Raw genomic sequence first — 13760 nt, forward strand, 5'->3', positions numbered from 1 at the left:
CCCAACACCGGCAAGAACCGGCTCCGCGGCCCCACCTACCAGACCACCATCAGCATCAACATCCTCCCCGACCCAAGTCCTTGACAACCCCACCCACCGCCTAACTACACGGCATTGCCGCTAGCCGTCCGTCAGGGCGCCATCCCGACCCCGTGCTGCCGGTACAGCTTCCCGGCGTCGCGCATCGCCTGCCGGGCGCGCTTGCGGTCCCCCGCCATGTCGTAGGCCAGCGACAGCCTGAACCTGCCGCGCCAGCTCTCCGGGTCGGCCTCCACCTCGGCCTGGTAGGCGGGGAACGCCTCGTCCGCGGCGGAGCGGACGATCCGGCCCGACGGCGTCCTCGGCAGATCGTCGACGGGCAGGCCGCCCTCGCTCTCGAGCTGCCGCGCCATGCGCTGCGTCTGCGCGCCGAAGAGCAGTTCGCGGATCAGGGCCCACGCGCCGATGCACGGCAGCAGGAGATAGCCCGCGCCGATCGCCTTGGCGACGGGTTCGGGATCGCCGAGGAGCAGGATGCTGCGCTGGAACGCGATCACGAGCCAGAAGACGAGCAGCGCCGTGACGAGCAGGACACCGATCTTGACCCTGTGCTCCCGGAAGAACTCCACGGCCCTCACGACGAGGTGCCGGCCTGCAGGTCCAGGTAGCCGTCCAGTCCGACGGTGAGGCCGGGATGCTGCGCCACGGAACGGATGCCGAGCAGCACGCCGGGCATGAAGGAGGCGCGGTCGAAGGAATCGTGGCGGAGACTGAGCTGCTCACCGGGACTGCCGAACAGCACCTCCTGGTGCGCCGTGAGACCGCGCAGCCGCACCGAATGCACCGGGACGCCGTCGATACCGGCTCCGCGCGCGCCGTCGGGCGCATCCCGCGTGGCATCCGGTGCGGCCGGTACTCCTGCGGCCTCCCGGGCTGTCGCGATGAGCTGCGCGGTGCGCACCGCGGTCCCGGACGGCGCGTCGATCTTGTCGGGGTGGTGCAGCTCGATGATCTCGACGGATTCGAAGTAGCGCGCCGCGGTCGCGGCGAACGCGGTGGCGAGCACGGAGCCCAGCGCGAAGTTCGGCGCGATCAGCACCCCCGTTGCCGGTGCGCCGGCGAGAACCGTGCCGAGCTTCCCGAGTCGCTCCGGCGTCCACCCCGTGGTACCGACGACGGCGTGCATGCGGTGCCGGACGGCGAACACCACGTTGTCGTACGTGGCCTCCGGGACCGTGAGATCCACGACGACACGCGCACCGGCCGCGACCAGGGAATCGAGCGGATCGCTGCTGCCGAGGGCTGCGACGAGTTCGAGATCAGGCGCCTCCCGCACGGCCGCGACAGCCTCCGCACCCATGCGTCCGCGCGCTCCCAGCACTGCCACGGGCAGAAGTTCGCTCATGTCCCCAGCGTACTGTCAGGCTCCGACACCCACCCACTCGACGGTGCCGTCGGTGAAGAACTGCTCCTTCCAGATGGGCACGCGCTCCTTGACCAGGTCGACGAGATCCGAGCAGGCACGGAAGGCCTCCCCCCGGTGTGCCGCACCCACCGCGGCCACCAGGGCCTGCTCGCCGATCTCCAGCGGTCCCACGCGGTGTGCCACCCAGATGCGGATCCCGTCGTGCCGTGCGGCGATCTCCTCGGCGACCTCGCGGATGATGCGTTCCGCGCTCGGGTGCGCCGAGTAGCTCAGCGACGTCACCGCGCGTCCGCCGTCGTGATCCCGCACCACGCCGCTGAACCCGACGATGGCCCCGCAGTGCGGTGCATCCACGCCCGCGTGCGCCTCCTCGGGGGTGATGGCAGTTGCTGCGACGGCAGCGTGGACGACGTCACCGGTGATCATTGTGGCCCTCCAGCTGGGAGCAGATGTGGTCGATGAGGGGTGAGAGCACGGCGAGCCCGTCGCGTACCCCTCCCGGCGAACCCGGCAGATTGACCACGAAGGTCGATCCGGCGGTCCCGGCCAGACCCCGGCTCAGGACGGCCGTGAGAATCTTTGCTGCGCCCTGCCCGCGCATCGACTCCATGACACCGGGCAGGGAACGGGTCAGGTAGGGCGCCGTCATCTCCGGGGTGGCGTCGTCGGGACTGAGCCCCGTTCCGCCACTGGTGATCAGCACCGAGGGCCGATCCTCGAGTGCGGCACCGATCGCCGCTCCCACGGGTTCGCCGTCGGGAACCACCACGGCGGTCGCGACCGCGAAATCGCGCTCGTACAGCCAGTCCGCGATGATCGGGCCGCACTCGTCCTGGTAGGCGCCCGACGCCGCTCGCGTCGAGGCAATGATCACGGCTGCACGTCGAAGAGTCGTCATACCGTCCAGTCTCCACTCTTGCCGCCTGATTTGGAGACGACCCGCATGCCCGTGATCACGGCCCGCTTGTCCACCGCTTTGATCATGTCGTAGAGCGTCAGCGCCGCCACCGATGCCCCCGTCAGCGCTTCCATCTCGACGCCGGTGAGCGCCGTGGTCTTCACGAGGACGACGACGCGGACGCTGCCCGCCTCGGGCTCGAAGTCCACGGTGACCCGTGCCAGGGGCAGCGGGTGGCACAGCGGGATCAGCGTGGACGTCTGCTTGGCGGCCATGATGCCGGCCACCCGGGCGACGGCGAGGGCGTCGCCCTTGGGCAGCTGCCCGTCCGTGATGAGGGCGACGACGTCGGGCGTGGTCTCGAGAACCGCTTCGGCGACGGCCTCCCGGGTGGTGGCCTGCTTCCCGGAGACGTCCACCATGTGGGCGGTGCCGTCGGCCCGGACGTGGGACAGCGCGTCGGAGGAGGAGTCGGTCATGGGGTCCATTCCTGCGGGTTCGGGTGGGCAGCGCTCATGAGTTGTCCAGGCTCTCGGTGAGCAGGACGTCGACGACGGCGAAGGGATCGACCGGCACGGGACCGGTCAGGGTGATCTCGACGCGGTCCCCCTCCTGCAGCGCAGCCACACCCTCGGGCAGGTGCATGAGGCAGTTCGACTGCGCGAGGGCGTGGAGGAGGTGTGAGTCCGGGCCCCCCACGACGGCGACCCTGCCGTCGCGGTACAGGCCGCGCCGGAGCTGGTGCTTGTTCTCCACGCTCTCGACTCCGCCGGTGAGCACGGCCTCCAGCACCGGACGCGGTGCGGGGATCCCGGTCAGCTGGTGCAGCGCCGGACGCAGGAACATCTCGAAGGAGACGATGGCGCTGACCGGATTGCCCGGGAAGCCGAGGAACGGGATGCCCGAGATGGTTCCGTGCGCCTGCGGACCTCCCGGTTGCATGGCGACGGAGGAGAACTCGACGCTGCTGTCGGCCAGTGCCTGCTTGACCACCTCGTAGGCTCCCTGGCTGATCCCGCCGGTGCTGAGCACCAGGTGGGTGCTGCCCGCGCTGATCGCGGCGAAGGCGTCCCGCAGGACCGCGGGATCATCGCCGAGCAACCCGTGGCGCGTGACCTCCGCGCCTGCCTCGAGCAGCGCCGCCTCGAGCAGCGTGGTGTTGGCGTCGTAGATCGTGCCCGGGGCGAGGGTTCCGCCCGGTGCGGCGACCTCGTCCCCGGTCGACAGCAGCAGGACGCGGAACCGCGGTCGCACGGGAACCTCGCCGACGCCGCAGGCGGCGAGCAGCCCCAGCTGTGCCGGCCCGAGGAGCGTTCCCGACTCCAGCGCGATCTGCCCCGCCGCGATGTCGCTGCCGGCCCGCCGTACGAACTGAGCGGGCGGGATGCCGCCGGGGAGCTGCACCTGCGCCTGACCGCCGGCGACCTCGGCCGCGGGGTGGAACTGGGCCGGTACTGCCCGCTCGATGGGCACGACGGCGCCCGCGCCGTCGGGCAGCATGGCACCGGTCATGATCGGAGCGGCCGTTCCGATCTCGAGTGCCGGCGGCACCGAGCCCGCGGCGATCGCCGCCGTCACCCTCAGAGAGCTCGGCTCCGCGAGATCCGCGGAGTGGACCGCGTAACCGTCCATCTGGGAGTTGTCGAAGGGAGGCAGGCTCACCGGGGCGTGGACGTCCTCGGCCAGGGCCCGGCCGAGGGCAGCGATCAGCGGCAGGACCTCCGGTGCGTCGTCCGGGTAGCCGCTGCTCCACCGCAGCAGCCCGGCGACGGCTGCCCCGTGCTCGGCGATGGTTCGTCTCATCGCTGCCTCTCGTACATGTGCATCCCGCGCAGTGATATCCCCCGCAGTGATCGCGGGGCGGTCTAGGTCACCGTGAACGATACCGTGTGCAGACCCTCGGACCCGTCGGGCGCAGGCGCGACGTCGGCCGCCGACTGGAGAACTCCGTCCCGGTCCTTCGCCCGCGACTGCACCGTGTGGGAGCCCGCCTCCAGCTGCAGCGTTGCGCTGTACTGGACCCAGGTGTCCGCGGAGATTGCCTCGGCGAGGGTGGCCTGCTGCCAGGGGCCGCCGTCCGCCCTCACTTCCACGCGCTCGATGCCGGTGTGCTGCGCCCAGGCGACACCGGCGATCACGACGTCGCCCGCCGGAACCTCGCGATTCCGGCGGGGCACGTCGATGCGCGACGACGTCTTGACCGGTCCGCGCGTCGACCAGCCGCGCGTGGACCAGTAGGCCGAGGCGTCGGCGAAGCGCGTCACCTCCAGCTCACTGACCCATTTGGTCGCCGACACGTACCCGTACAGACCCGGGACCACCAACCGGACGGGGAACCCGTGCTCCACGGGCAGCGGCTCGCCGTTCATCCCGATGGCCAGCAGGGCGTCACGATCATCCGTGAGTGCCTCGACGGGCGTCCCGGCCGTGAAGCCGTCCACGCTGCGCGAGAGCACCATGTCCGCCCCGTCCTGGACGCCGGCGCGGGCCAGGAGCTCGCGGACCGGCCAGCCCAGCCACCGCGCGGTACCCGTCAGGTCCCCGCCCACCGTGTTGGACACGCACGCGAGCGTGATGTGCCGTTCGATCAGGGGCAGCTCGAGCAGCTCGGCGTAGGTGATCTCGACCTCGCGGTCCACCAGCCCCGTGACCTTCAGCGACCACTTCGCGGCGTCGACCACGGGCACCACCAGCGCGGTGTCGATGCGGTAGAAGTCCTCGTTGGATGTCACGAGATCGCTGATGCCTTCGGCGTCGAGCTCGGCGCCGTCCGGCACGAAGGAGCCCTCGGCCGGCGGCGTGGTGTCCTCCGGCGTCGGGAGCGTGATGGCCGAGCGCTGCTGCGTCACGGTCGACTGCCCGGACCGCACGACGGTGGCTGCTGCTCCGGTTGCCGCGGCGATCACCGCGGCACCGACGGCTCCCTGCAGGAAACGCCGTCGGGCAGGCGCGAACTCCCCTGCGTCGCTTTCGGACCGTAGCGTCCACGCACCCAGCGACCGGATGAGCGCCCTGAGCACGAGGATCGCCACGAGGGCGGCGACGACCGGCGCCGCGTAGGACACGAGCGTGGCCTGCGGGCGGGACGCGACGGCGATCGCACCGAGTACACCGAAGCCCAGGATCACCGCCCGCCCCGCAGGGCTCCTGCGGCGCTCGAGCACACCCGCCGCGAGGGCCAGCACGAGAATCAGGACAGCGATGGTGAGAAGGAACACGGTCTTGTCCGCTGTCCCGAACCACTCGACGGCCCAGTCCTTCACCGCGGACGGCAGGACATCGATCACGGAGGAGCCGACGGCGCTGACCGGTGACACCGACGGACTCAGCGCCGCGGCGGTCAGTTCCCCGCCGATCACGCCCAGGCCCACCGCGAGAGCCCCGGAGACCGCCGCCCACGTGTTATGCCGCATTGTTCGTCACGTATCGCCCCTGTTCAGTTCGCTTCCGTCCGCCCCCCTGGAGACGACGCCCTGCCGGATCCTTCCCGATGGTCCATGGCTGCGGGAACGGTCTGCCCGTTACACGAGCGCGGCCGTCCGTGCGTTCCGTGGTCCGTGCCACACACCTCTGTCCAGACCTCCGCCCGCTCCTTGGCGGGTACGTCCTCCCCGGGACAGTCCTCCCCGAGAGAAAGGGCGTAGGCTCGAAGCATGGGAACACACCTGGGAATGCCGAGTGTCGCCGGCAGGACCGCGGCGTCGGGCCTGCTGGACACCCACGGCCGGCAGGCCACCGACATGCGCCTGTCCCTGACCGACAAATGCAATCTCCGCTGCACCTACTGCATGCCCGCCGAGGGTCTGAACTGGCTGCAGAAGGACGCCGTCCTCTCGCGCGCCGAGATCGTGCGGCTGGTCCGCATCGGCGTGGATCTGCTGGGCATCCGGGAGCTTCGGCTCACCGGGGGCGAGCCGCTGGTCCGGGCGGATCTGCTGGACATCATCCGCGACATCCGCGCGAACCACCCCGTGCTGCCCATCTCCATGACCACCAATGCCCTGGGCCTGGAGCGCCGCGCCGCGCAGCTCAAGGAGGCGGGGCTCTCGCGCATCAACGTGTCCATGGACTCGCTGCACCCCGAGACCTTCGCGCAGCTCACCCGCAGGCCCTTCCTCGACCGGGTCCTGAGGGGAATCGAGGCTGCTGCCGCGGCGGGCCTGGGACTGATCAAGATCAACGCCGTGCTCATGCGCGGCATCAACGACCACGAGGCGCCCGATCTCGTCGAATGGGCCGTGGCGCGCGGCTTCGAGCTGCGCTTCATCGAGCAGATGCCCCTCGACGCCGATCACGGGTGGACGAAGGAGGGCATGGTCACGGCCGCCGAGATGCGCGCCCTCGTCGAGACCCGCTTCGTCCTCACCCCCGATCCCCGTACACGCGACGGCGCCCCCGCCGAACGGTGGGAGGTCCGCTCGAAGGAGGCGCCCGACGTCGTCCTCGGCACGATCGGCATCATCGCCTCGGTCACGGAGCCCTTCTGCGCGGACTGCCGCCGCACCCGGGTCACGGCCGAGGGCAGGATCATGAGCTGCCTGTTCTCCCGCGAGGAGACGGATCTGCGGGATCTGCTGCGCTCCGACGCGGACGACGACGCCGTGGCCGAGCGCTGGCGCGATGCCATGTGGCTGAAGCCGAAGGCCCACGGTATGGACCACACGGGTCTCGGCGCGGCCGATTTCGTGCAGCCCGACCGATCGATGAGTGCCATCGGTGGCTGAGGTGCTGGTGCGGTATTTCGGTGCGGCACGGGCCGCCTCCGGCGTCGACGAGGAACGTCTGCCCGCCGGTCGCGAACTGGCGGCCGTCCTCGATGAGCTCCGGAGCCGACCGGGCAGGCCCGGTCTGCCCGACCTCGGCCGGGTCCTGAACCGCAGCAGTTTCCTGCTCAACGAGGTGGCCCTGAGGAATCACGCGACGGTCCTGGACGAGGGCGATGTGCTGGACATCCTGCCGCCGTTCGCCGGAGGCTGAGTGCTCCTTCACACCTACTCTTCGCCACGGGAGGACCAGTCATGTGGATCGGTCACATCGAATTCGACATCCTGCTCGGTGACGTCCACTCGCTGAAGGGCAAGCGGTCGGTGGTGCGGCCGCTGGTGTCGGATCTGCACCGGAAGTTCGAGGTCTCCGCCGCCGAGGTGGACCACCAGGAGCTGCACCGTCGAGCCGTCGTCGGGGCGGGGCTCGTGGGAGCGGACCGGCAGCACGTGGTGGACGTCCTGGACCGCGTGGAACGCTATGTCGCGGCACGCCCGGAGGTGGAACTGCTCAGTTCCCGTCCACGCATCATCAGCAGCGAGGACTAGTACGCCATGGCAAGGACATCGAGAGCCGAGATCTGGAATGCGGTCCATGACGAGCGCCGGGCCCTGATCGATGACCTCGCGGTGCTCGAGACTGACCAGTGGCACAAAGCTTCCTCATGTCCCGGGTGGGACGTCCACGACGTTTTGGCCCACCTCGTCGATACGGCCAGGACAACTCGCCTGGGTTTCGTGCGTCAGCTGGTGGCGGCCCGGTTCGACTTCGATCGTGCCAATGCCGCCGGGATCGAGCGGGAGAAGTCACCACGTCCTGAGCACACACTGGACGCCTTCAGGGCGGTACGCAGCCACACCGCCACACCCCCGGCGGCCCTGGCCACACGATTGGTGGAGGCCTTCGTGCACGGCGAGGACATCCGCCGCCCCCTCACGATCCGTGGGAACTATCCCCCGGAGCTCGTCGCCCACGCACTCGCCCACCAGGTACGAACCAGCGTGAAGATCGGCGGCGGCAAGGAGATCGCACAGGGATGTCACCTGGTCGCCTCCGACACGGGGTTCGATCACGGGGACGGACCGGAGGTGCGCGGCCCCGCCATCGCTCTTCTCCTCGCCGTCTCAGGCAGGCCGGTCAGGACGGACGACATCGCCGGTCCCGGGGTCCTCCATCTCCTGCCGAGGCAGGGCACCTGACGATTCTGGACGAGGACCCGTCACGCCGGGCCCGGCCGGCTTACGCCTGGGATCCTTCAGCGAAGTCCGCCACAGAGTCGAACGGTCCGACGACGACGGTGGTGCGCGGCGCCGCAGCGAGCTCCCGGGCCAGGGACCGGACGTCCTCCACCGTGACCGCACGAATGCGATCGAGGGAGGCGTCCATGTCGACGAATTCCCCGGACACCAGTTCGGAGCGCCCGAGGCGGGACATCCGCGAGCTGCTGTCCTCGAGTGCCATGACGAGACCTCCGGAGAGCTGACCGATGGCCTTGCGGAGTTCCTCGCCGTCGATGCCATCGGCGGCCAGCCGGTCCAGTTCACCACCGAGCAACTCGATGACCTGACCGGTCTTGGCCGGGGAGCAGCCCGCGTACATGCCGAAGTAGCCGGTATCGGCATACGCCGCCGCGAAGGAGTATGTGGAGTACACCAGGCCCCGCTTCTCGCGGATCTCCTGGAACAGTCTCGAGGACATCCCTCCGCCGAGCACGGCGTTGAGGACACTCATGGCGAAGCGGCGCTCGTCCGTGGCGGTCAGGGACGGGCACCCGATCAGGATGTTCGACTGCTCGACGGCCCTGCGGATGACATGGGTGCCGGTCTCTCCGCTCACCTCGACGGGCTGCGCCGCACGACGCGGCACCGGCACGACGCCGTCCTCGAGTACCCACCCCGCCTCCTCCAGCGCACCCTGCACCAGGCCGCAGACGATGTCGTGATCGAGTCCCCCGGCCGCGGTGACGACCAGTTCCGCAGGAGTGTAGTAGCGGCGGTAGTGCGCCAGCACGGCCTCGCGGGGCACCCCCTGGATGGCCTCGGGGGTACCGCCGATGGGCCGGCCGAGGGGGTGCTCCCCCATGACCAGCTCGACGAACTTCTCGTGTGCCAGGTCCGCCGGATCGTCGCCGTCCATCGCAATCTCCTCGAGGATCACGTCGCGCTCCTGCTCGAGTTCCTCCGGGTCGAGCTCGGCCGAGGTCACCATGTCCGCGATGACGTCGATGGCCATGGGCAGATCGGTGTCGAGCACCCGGGCGTAGTAGCAGGTGTTCTCCTTGGCCGTGGCGGCGTTGGACTCGCCCCCCACCTCGTCGAAGGCCGAGGCGATGTCCATGGCGCTGCGGCGTCCGGTCCCCTTGAACAGCAGATGCTCGAGGAAGTGGGTGGAGCCGTGTTCGCCGTCGGCCTCATCACGCGACCCGACACCGACCCAGAAGCCGATCGTCGCGGAGCGTTGCCCGGGCATCGCCTCGGTGAGCACCCGCACGCCCCCGGGGAGGACGCTGCGGCGCACCACGTTGCCGCTGGGATCGCCCGCGACGAACGTGGGATCGGTCCCATCGCCGTCGGGGCGCGGGGTAGGAAGGAGGGGCAGGGAGACGACGGAGGACAGGGACATACCGGTCTTTCTGAGTGGTTCGACGAAAGGCGGACGGCCCCGGCGCGATCCGATGGAATCGGTGCGCGTCGGGGCCGTCGAAGTGCTCAGCAGGAGCGGGGTCGGAAGAAGATCAGCTCTCCACGTCTACTGCTTCGGGCAGTTCGGTCCCGGGCTCGTCGTCGTCCACATCAGCCACGACGGGCGAGAGGGAGAGCTTTCCGCGGTCGTCGACCTTGGTGATCTCCACCTGGACCTTCTGGCCCACGGAGACGACCTCGTCGACGTTGTCGACCCGCTTGCCACCGGCGAGCTTGCGCAGCTCGGAGATGTGCAGCAGACCGTCCTTGCCCGGGGTGAGTGAGACGAAGGCCCCGAACGTCGTGGTCTTGACCACGGTGCCCAGGTAGCGCTCCCCGATCTCGGGGACCTGCGGGTTGGCGATCGCGTTGACGGCGGCGCGTGCGGCCTCGGCCGACTCGCCGTTCGTCGCACCGATCAGCACGGTGCCGTCGTCCTCGATCGAGATGTCCGCTCCGGTGTCCTCCTGGATCTGGTTGATCATCTTGCCCTTGGGGCCGATGACCTCACCGATCTTGTCCACGGGGATCTTGACCGAGATGATACGCGGGGCGAACTCGGAGAGCTCGTCCGGCGTGTCGATGGCAGCCTGCAGCACACCGAGGATGTGCAGGCGGGCCTCGCGTGCCTGCTTCAGCGCCGCCGCCAGGACCGAGGCGGGGATGCCGTCGAGCTTGGTGTCGAGCTGGATCGCCGTGACGAACTCGGAGGTACCGGCGACCTTGAAGTCCATGTCGCCGAAGGCGTCCTCGGCTCCGAGGATGTCCGTCAGCGCCGCGTAGCGTGTCTGGCCGTCGACGACGTCGGACACGAGTCCCATGGCGATCCCGGCCACGGGTGCGCGCAGCGGCACACCGGCGTTGAGCAGTGACAGCGTCGAGGCGCAGACCGAACCCATCGACGTCGAGCCGTTGGAGCTCAGCGCCTCGGACACCTGGCGGATCGCGTAGGGGAACTCCTCGCGCGTGGGCAGGACGGGCACGAGGGCGCGCTCGGCCAGCGCTCCGTGGCCGATCTCGCGGCGCTTGGGCGAACCGACGCGGCCGGTCTCACCCGTGGAGTAGGGCGGGAAGTTGTAGTTGTGCATGTAGCGCTTGCGCGTCACGGGCGACAGCGAGTCGATCTGCTGTTCCATCTTGAGCATGTTCAGCGTGGTGACACCGAGGATCTGCGTCTCGCCGCGCTCGAAGATCGCCGAGCCGTGCACGCGCGGCAGGACCTCGACCTCCGCGGTGAGCTGGCGGATGTCGCTCAGCCCACGGCCGTCGATCCGGACCTGGTCCTTGAGGATGCGCTGGCGGACGACGGCCTTGGTCAGCGAGCGGAACGCTGCGGAGAGCTCCTTCTCACGTCCCTCGAACTGGCCTGCCAGGCGCTCCATGAGCTCGGACTTCAGGGCATCGGAGGCGAGCTCGCGCTCCTGCTTGTCCGCGATCTGGAACACCTGGGCGAGCTTCTCGGCGCCGGCGGACTCGATCGCGGCGTACGCGTCGTCCTGGTAGTCGAGGAACACCGGGAACTCCATGACCGGCTTCGCGGCGCGGCTCGCCAGATCCGACTGGGCCTCGCAGAGGGCCCGGATGAAGGGCTTGGCCGCCTCGAGGCCGTCGGCCACGATCTCCTCGGTGGGAGCCGTCGCGCCGTCCTCCTTGATGAGATTCCACGAGTTGTCGGTCGCTTCGGCCTCGACCATCATGATGGCGACGTCGTCCCCGGCGATCCGTCCGGCCACCACCATGTCGAACACCGAGTTCTCGAGTTCGGAGTGCTTCGGGAAGGCGATCCACTGGTCGTTGCCGCTGCCGTCGGAGACGAGTGCCACGCGCACGCCGCCGATCGGCCCGGAGAAGGGCAGACCCGAGAGCTGCGTGGACATGGACGCCGCGTTGATGGCGACGACGTCGTAGCGCACGTCGGGGTTGATGGCGAGGATGGTCACGACGACCTGGACCTCGTTGCGCAGGCCCTTGACGAACGCCGGACGGAGCGGGCGGTCCATGAGCCGGCAGGCCAGGATGGCTTCCGTGGAAGGCCTGCCCTCGCGGCGGAAGAAGGAACCCGGGATACGCCCTGCGGCGTACATGCGCTCCTCGACGTCGACCGTCAGGGGGAAGAAGTCGAAGCCTTCGCGCGGGTGCTTGCCGGCCGTGGTGGCCGACAGGAGTGCGGTGTCCTCGTCGATGTACACCATGGCGGAGCCGGCGGCCTGCTGGGCGAGGCGTCCGGCCTCGAAGCGGATGGTGCGTGTTCCGAAGCGACCGTTGTCGATCACTGTCTCGGCGAACTGGATTTCGGGACCCTCCATGAGAGTCACCTCCGTTTCTGCGGTAGCGGAGGCAATCGGCACTCGATCTGACAAGTCCCTCATGGACTCGTCCCGGCACCTGGTCTTCGATCGAGATCCACGGAGCACCCGCTCCTGCGGGGCTCCGGAGACCACTACCGAGGACCACGGATGCGCGGTGCCGACTGGCTCCTGTTGTGCGTCGTCGGCCTGCTCGGGCAGGCCGTTCTTTACGTGAGAGAAGGCGGCTCCCCGTCAGGGGACACCGCCTCCGGCTGCTCTCTAGCGCCGCAGACCGAGGCGCTCGATGAGCGTACGGTACCGCGTGATGTCGGTGTCGCGCAGGTAGTCCAGCAGACGACGGCGGCGACCTACCAGAAGGAGCAGGCCACGACGCGTGTGGTGGTCGTGCTTGTGCATCTTCAGATGCTCGGTGAGGTCGAGGATGCGACGGGAGAGCATCGCGATCTGCACCTCGGGTGAGCCTGTGTCACCTTCGGCGAGCGCGTACTGCTTGATGATGTCCTGCTTGATGGCGGCGTCGAGGGCCATGAATAACTCCTGGAGTTGTACCGTGAGCATGTGCTGCGCAGTGCATGAGGACCGCACAGAAGGATCCAGCCACCACGGACTGCAGCCGGATCCTCGACGAGTCTAGCCGCTGGCCCGCTGCTCTGTCGAAAGCAGGGAACGCGCCTGATCCACATCGAGCTTCATCTGCTCGATCAGGGCCTCGGGTCCCCGGTAGGCCACCTGGCCGCGCAGCCGGTGCAGGAACTCGACGACGACGCACTGTCCGTAGAGGTCGAAGTCCTGGACCCGCTCGGGCGGACGATTGATGACGTGGGCCTCGACCTGGCGCGTGACGCCGTCGAAGGTCGGGTTGGAACCGACGGAGACGGCAGCGGGCCAGCGGACACCGGACTCGTCGATGAGCCAGCCGGCGTAGATGCCGTCCGCGGGGATGAATCCGTCGGAGGACGGCGCGAGATTCGCGGTGGGGTAGCCGAGCTCCCGTCCCCGTGCCGCGCCGTGCACCACCTCCCCGCGCATCCTGTGCTCGCGCCCGAGGACACGTCCGGCGGTCTCGACGTCGCCGCGCTCCAGGGCCTCCCGGACCCAGGTGGAGGAGCAGCGCCTGTCGCCGTCCGTGGCCGTGGAATGCAGGGGGTAGCTCGCCCCGAAGTCGTCGATCGCGATCACCTCGAAACCGAGTGTCGCACCGAGCTCACGCATCGTCTCCAGGTCCCCGCTGTTGCCCCGACCGAAGCGGACATCATGGCCCACGACGACGGCCCTGGCCTTGAGCGCGCGCACGAAGACCCGCTCCACGAAGTCCTCCGGCGAACTCGCGGCGAACTCCAGCGTGTACCGCATCATGAGCAGCGCGTCGATCCCGGTGGCGGCGAGCATCTCGACCCGGTCCTCCAGCCCCATGATCAGCTCCGGCGCGGACTCGGGACGATGCACCTGCGCGGGGTGCGGATCGAAGGAGACGACGACGGCGGCCGCTGACCGCTCCCGTGCTGCCTCGAGAACCTGCTGCAGGACCCGCTGGTGCCCCCGGTGCACACCATCGAAGTTACCGAGGGTCAGGACGGACGGCCCGAAGTCCTCGGGCACGTCGTCCAGGTCTCTCCAGTAATACACACAGCTCCTTCTGGATATGGCCTTCCGACCGGTCGTGCCCGGGGAACGAGCCGACGGGTGCATCGCCGCTTCCAAGT

Annotated in this window: 15 protein-coding genes; 4 read left to right on the forward strand and 11 right to left on the reverse strand. The window is 69.3% G+C overall.

What is annotated here, in order from left to right; all coding sequences use genetic code 11:
• Positions 1 to 131: 131 nt before the first annotated feature.
• From E8P82_RS02425 to E8P82_RS02455, 7 genes are all read right to left on the reverse strand, one after another.
• A complete protein-coding gene (locus E8P82_RS02425; RefSeq protein WP_136452913.1) occupies positions 132 to 617 on the reverse strand; it encodes a hypothetical protein in 486 nt (161 codons plus the stop codon).
• The gene (gene dapB / locus E8P82_RS02430; protein ID WP_136452914.1) at positions 614 to 1384 is read right to left on the reverse strand and encodes a 4-hydroxy-tetrahydrodipicolinate reductase; all 771 of its coding nucleotides are present in this window, start codon (positions 1382 to 1384) and stop codon (positions 614 to 616) included. The genes E8P82_RS02425 and dapB overlap by 4 nt, the downstream gene beginning before the upstream one ends.
• 15 nt (positions 1385 to 1399) lie before the next feature.
• Positions 1400 to 1831 (reverse strand): molybdenum cofactor biosynthesis protein MoaE, encoded by a 432-nt coding sequence (locus E8P82_RS02435; protein ID WP_136452915.1) that lies wholly within the window; start codon positions 1829 to 1831, stop codon positions 1400 to 1402.
• Positions 1818 to 2303, reverse strand: a complete 486-nt coding sequence (locus tag E8P82_RS02440) for a MogA/MoaB family molybdenum cofactor biosynthesis protein (protein WP_136452916.1) — start codon at positions 2301 to 2303, stop codon at positions 1818 to 1820. The genes E8P82_RS02435 and E8P82_RS02440 overlap by 14 nt, the downstream gene beginning before the upstream one ends.
• Positions 2300 to 2791 carry a cyclic pyranopterin monophosphate synthase MoaC gene (gene moaC, locus E8P82_RS02445; RefSeq protein ID WP_136452917.1) on the reverse strand — a complete coding sequence of 164 codons (492 nt, stop codon included), beginning with the start codon at positions 2789 to 2791 and terminating at the stop codon, positions 2300 to 2302. The genes E8P82_RS02440 and moaC overlap by 4 nt, the downstream gene beginning before the upstream one ends.
• Before the next feature lie 25 nt (positions 2792 to 2816).
• Complete coding sequence (locus tag E8P82_RS02450) at positions 2817 to 4106, reverse strand: molybdopterin molybdotransferase MoeA (protein WP_136452918.1); 1290 nt, start codon at positions 4104 to 4106, stop codon at positions 2817 to 2819.
• Positions 4107 to 4168: 62 nt separating this feature from the next.
• Positions 4169 to 5716, reverse strand: coding sequence for a molybdopterin-dependent oxidoreductase (locus tag E8P82_RS02455; protein WP_136452919.1), 1548 nt, complete (start codon positions 5714 to 5716; stop codon positions 4169 to 4171).
• A 240-nt stretch (positions 5717 to 5956) separates the two neighbouring features.
• On the opposite strand from E8P82_RS02455, the gene moaA reads away from it, so the two are divergent.
• From moaA to E8P82_RS02475, 4 genes are read left to right on the forward strand one after another with little or no spacing between them, the layout of a single operon-like run.
• Positions 5957 to 7027, forward strand: coding sequence for a GTP 3',8-cyclase MoaA (gene moaA / locus E8P82_RS02460; protein ID WP_136452920.1), 1071 nt, complete (start codon positions 5957 to 5959; stop codon positions 7025 to 7027).
• A 1-nt stretch (position 7028) separates the two neighbouring features.
• Positions 7029 to 7280, forward strand: coding sequence for a MoaD/ThiS family protein (locus E8P82_RS02465; RefSeq protein WP_136453206.1), 252 nt, complete (start codon positions 7029 to 7031; stop codon positions 7278 to 7280).
• A 41-nt stretch (positions 7281 to 7321) separates the two neighbouring features.
• Positions 7322 to 7615 (forward strand): DUF503 domain-containing protein, encoded by a 294-nt coding sequence (locus E8P82_RS02470; RefSeq protein WP_136452921.1) that lies wholly within the window; start codon positions 7322 to 7324, stop codon positions 7613 to 7615.
• A 6-nt stretch (positions 7616 to 7621) separates the two neighbouring features.
• Positions 7622 to 8266 carry a maleylpyruvate isomerase family mycothiol-dependent enzyme gene (locus tag E8P82_RS02475; RefSeq protein ID WP_136452922.1) on the forward strand — a complete coding sequence of 215 codons (645 nt, stop codon included), beginning with the start codon at positions 7622 to 7624 and terminating at the stop codon, positions 8264 to 8266.
• A gap of 40 nt (positions 8267 to 8306) precedes the next feature.
• On the opposite strand, the gene E8P82_RS02480 is transcribed toward E8P82_RS02475, so the two are convergent.
• The 4 genes from E8P82_RS02480 to E8P82_RS02495 all read right to left on the reverse strand — a co-directional run bounded on the left by E8P82_RS02480 (position 8307) and on the right by E8P82_RS02495 (position 13683).
• Positions 8307 to 9689: a M16 family metallopeptidase gene (locus tag E8P82_RS02480; protein WP_136452923.1), complete on the reverse strand. Its 1383-nt coding sequence runs from the start codon at positions 9687 to 9689 to the stop codon at positions 8307 to 8309.
• A gap of 112 nt (positions 9690 to 9801) precedes the next feature.
• The gene (locus tag E8P82_RS02485) at positions 9802 to 12054 is read right to left on the reverse strand and encodes a polyribonucleotide nucleotidyltransferase (RefSeq protein WP_136452924.1); all 2253 of its coding nucleotides are present in this window, start codon (positions 12052 to 12054) and stop codon (positions 9802 to 9804) included.
• Positions 12055 to 12315: 261 nt separating this feature from the next.
• Positions 12316 to 12585, reverse strand: coding sequence for a 30S ribosomal protein S15 (rpsO, locus tag E8P82_RS02490; RefSeq protein WP_136452925.1), 270 nt, complete (start codon positions 12583 to 12585; stop codon positions 12316 to 12318).
• A 102-nt stretch (positions 12586 to 12687) separates the two neighbouring features.
• Positions 12688 to 13683 carry a bifunctional riboflavin kinase/FAD synthetase gene (locus E8P82_RS02495; protein WP_246020905.1) on the reverse strand — a complete coding sequence of 332 codons (996 nt, stop codon included), beginning with the start codon at positions 13681 to 13683 and terminating at the stop codon, positions 12688 to 12690.
• Positions 13684 to 13760: the final 77 nt, after the last annotated feature.

The sequence above is a fragment of the Arthrobacter echini genome (assembly GCF_004803505.1).
Taxonomy (GTDB): domain Bacteria; phylum Actinomycetota; class Actinomycetes; order Actinomycetales; family Micrococcaceae; genus Arthrobacter_D; species Arthrobacter_D echini.

Bases quoted from the DNA above. Each gene is read 5' to 3' on its own strand.
- E8P82_RS02480 (WP_136452923.1), bottom strand. From the start codon at position 9,689: ATGTCCCTGTCCTCCGTCGTCTCCCTGCCCCTCCTTCCTACCCCGCGC.
- rpsO (WP_136452925.1), bottom strand. From the start codon at position 12,585: ATGGCCCTCGACGCCGCCATCAAGCAGGACATCATCAAGCAGTACGCG.
- moaA (WP_136452920.1), top strand. From the start codon at position 5,957: ATGGGAACACACCTGGGAATGCCGAGTGTCGCCGGCAGGACCGCGGCG.
- moaC (WP_136452917.1), bottom strand. From the start codon at position 2,791: ATGGACCCCATGACCGACTCCTCCTCCGACGCGCTGTCCCACGTCCGG.
- E8P82_RS02435 (WP_136452915.1), bottom strand. From the start codon at position 1,831: ATGATCACCGGTGACGTCGTCCACGCTGCCGTCGCAGCAACTGCCATC.
- E8P82_RS02455 (WP_136452919.1), bottom strand. From the start codon at position 5,716: ATGCGGCATAACACGTGGGCGGCGGTCTCCGGGGCTCTCGCGGTGGGC.
- dapB (WP_136452914.1), bottom strand. From the start codon at position 1,384: ATGAGCGAACTTCTGCCCGTGGCAGTGCTGGGAGCGCGCGGACGCATG.
- E8P82_RS02440 (WP_136452916.1), bottom strand. From the start codon at position 2,303: ATGACGACTCTTCGACGTGCAGCCGTGATCATTGCCTCGACGCGAGCG.
- E8P82_RS02475 (WP_136452922.1), top strand. From the start codon at position 7,622: ATGGCAAGGACATCGAGAGCCGAGATCTGGAATGCGGTCCATGACGAG.
- E8P82_RS02485 (WP_136452924.1), bottom strand. From the start codon at position 12,054: ATGGAGGGTCCCGAAATCCAGTTCGCCGAGACAGTGATCGACAACGGT.
- E8P82_RS02470 (WP_136452921.1), top strand. From the start codon at position 7,322: ATGTGGATCGGTCACATCGAATTCGACATCCTGCTCGGTGACGTCCAC.
- E8P82_RS02450 (WP_136452918.1), bottom strand. From the start codon at position 4,106: ATGAGACGAACCATCGCCGAGCACGGGGCAGCCGTCGCCGGGCTGCTG.